Source organism: Cryobacterium sp. 10I1 (assembly GCF_035019805.1).
GTDB lineage: Bacteria > Actinomycetota > Actinomycetes > Actinomycetales > Microbacteriaceae > Cryobacterium > Cryobacterium glucosi.
In genome coordinates, this window is sequence record NZ_JASJVF010000646.1 from 1 (window position 1) to 279 (window position 279).

1 protein-coding gene is annotated in these 279 nt (G+C 67.7%); it reads left to right on the top strand.

Translation table 11 applies throughout. The annotated features are described in order from the left end of the window. Positions 1-84: 84 nt before the first annotated feature. On the top strand, positions 85-279 hold a 195-nt coding region (locus QN345_RS20155), incomplete at its 3' end, for a helix-turn-helix domain-containing protein (protein WP_323509258.1).

Consider the following 279-nt stretch of genomic DNA (forward strand, 5'->3'; position numbering starts at 1 on the left):
GTCATGTCCCCAGTGTGCCGCACGGACAGCCGATCGAAGCAGAACGGGCAGCGAATCCGTAGATGAGGGAATATAGTGCTGCTTATGTCGCAAATACGGATTCGCGAGGCCGCCGGGTTCCTCGGCGTGAGCGACGACACCGTGCGTCGCTGGATCGACAACGAGGTGCTGCCCGCCACGACGGATGCCGCCGGCCGCATGGTCGTCGACGGCGTCGACCTCGCCCGCCTCGCCACCGAACACGCCGCCGTGCCGACCGACCCGTCCGGCACGGCGAGC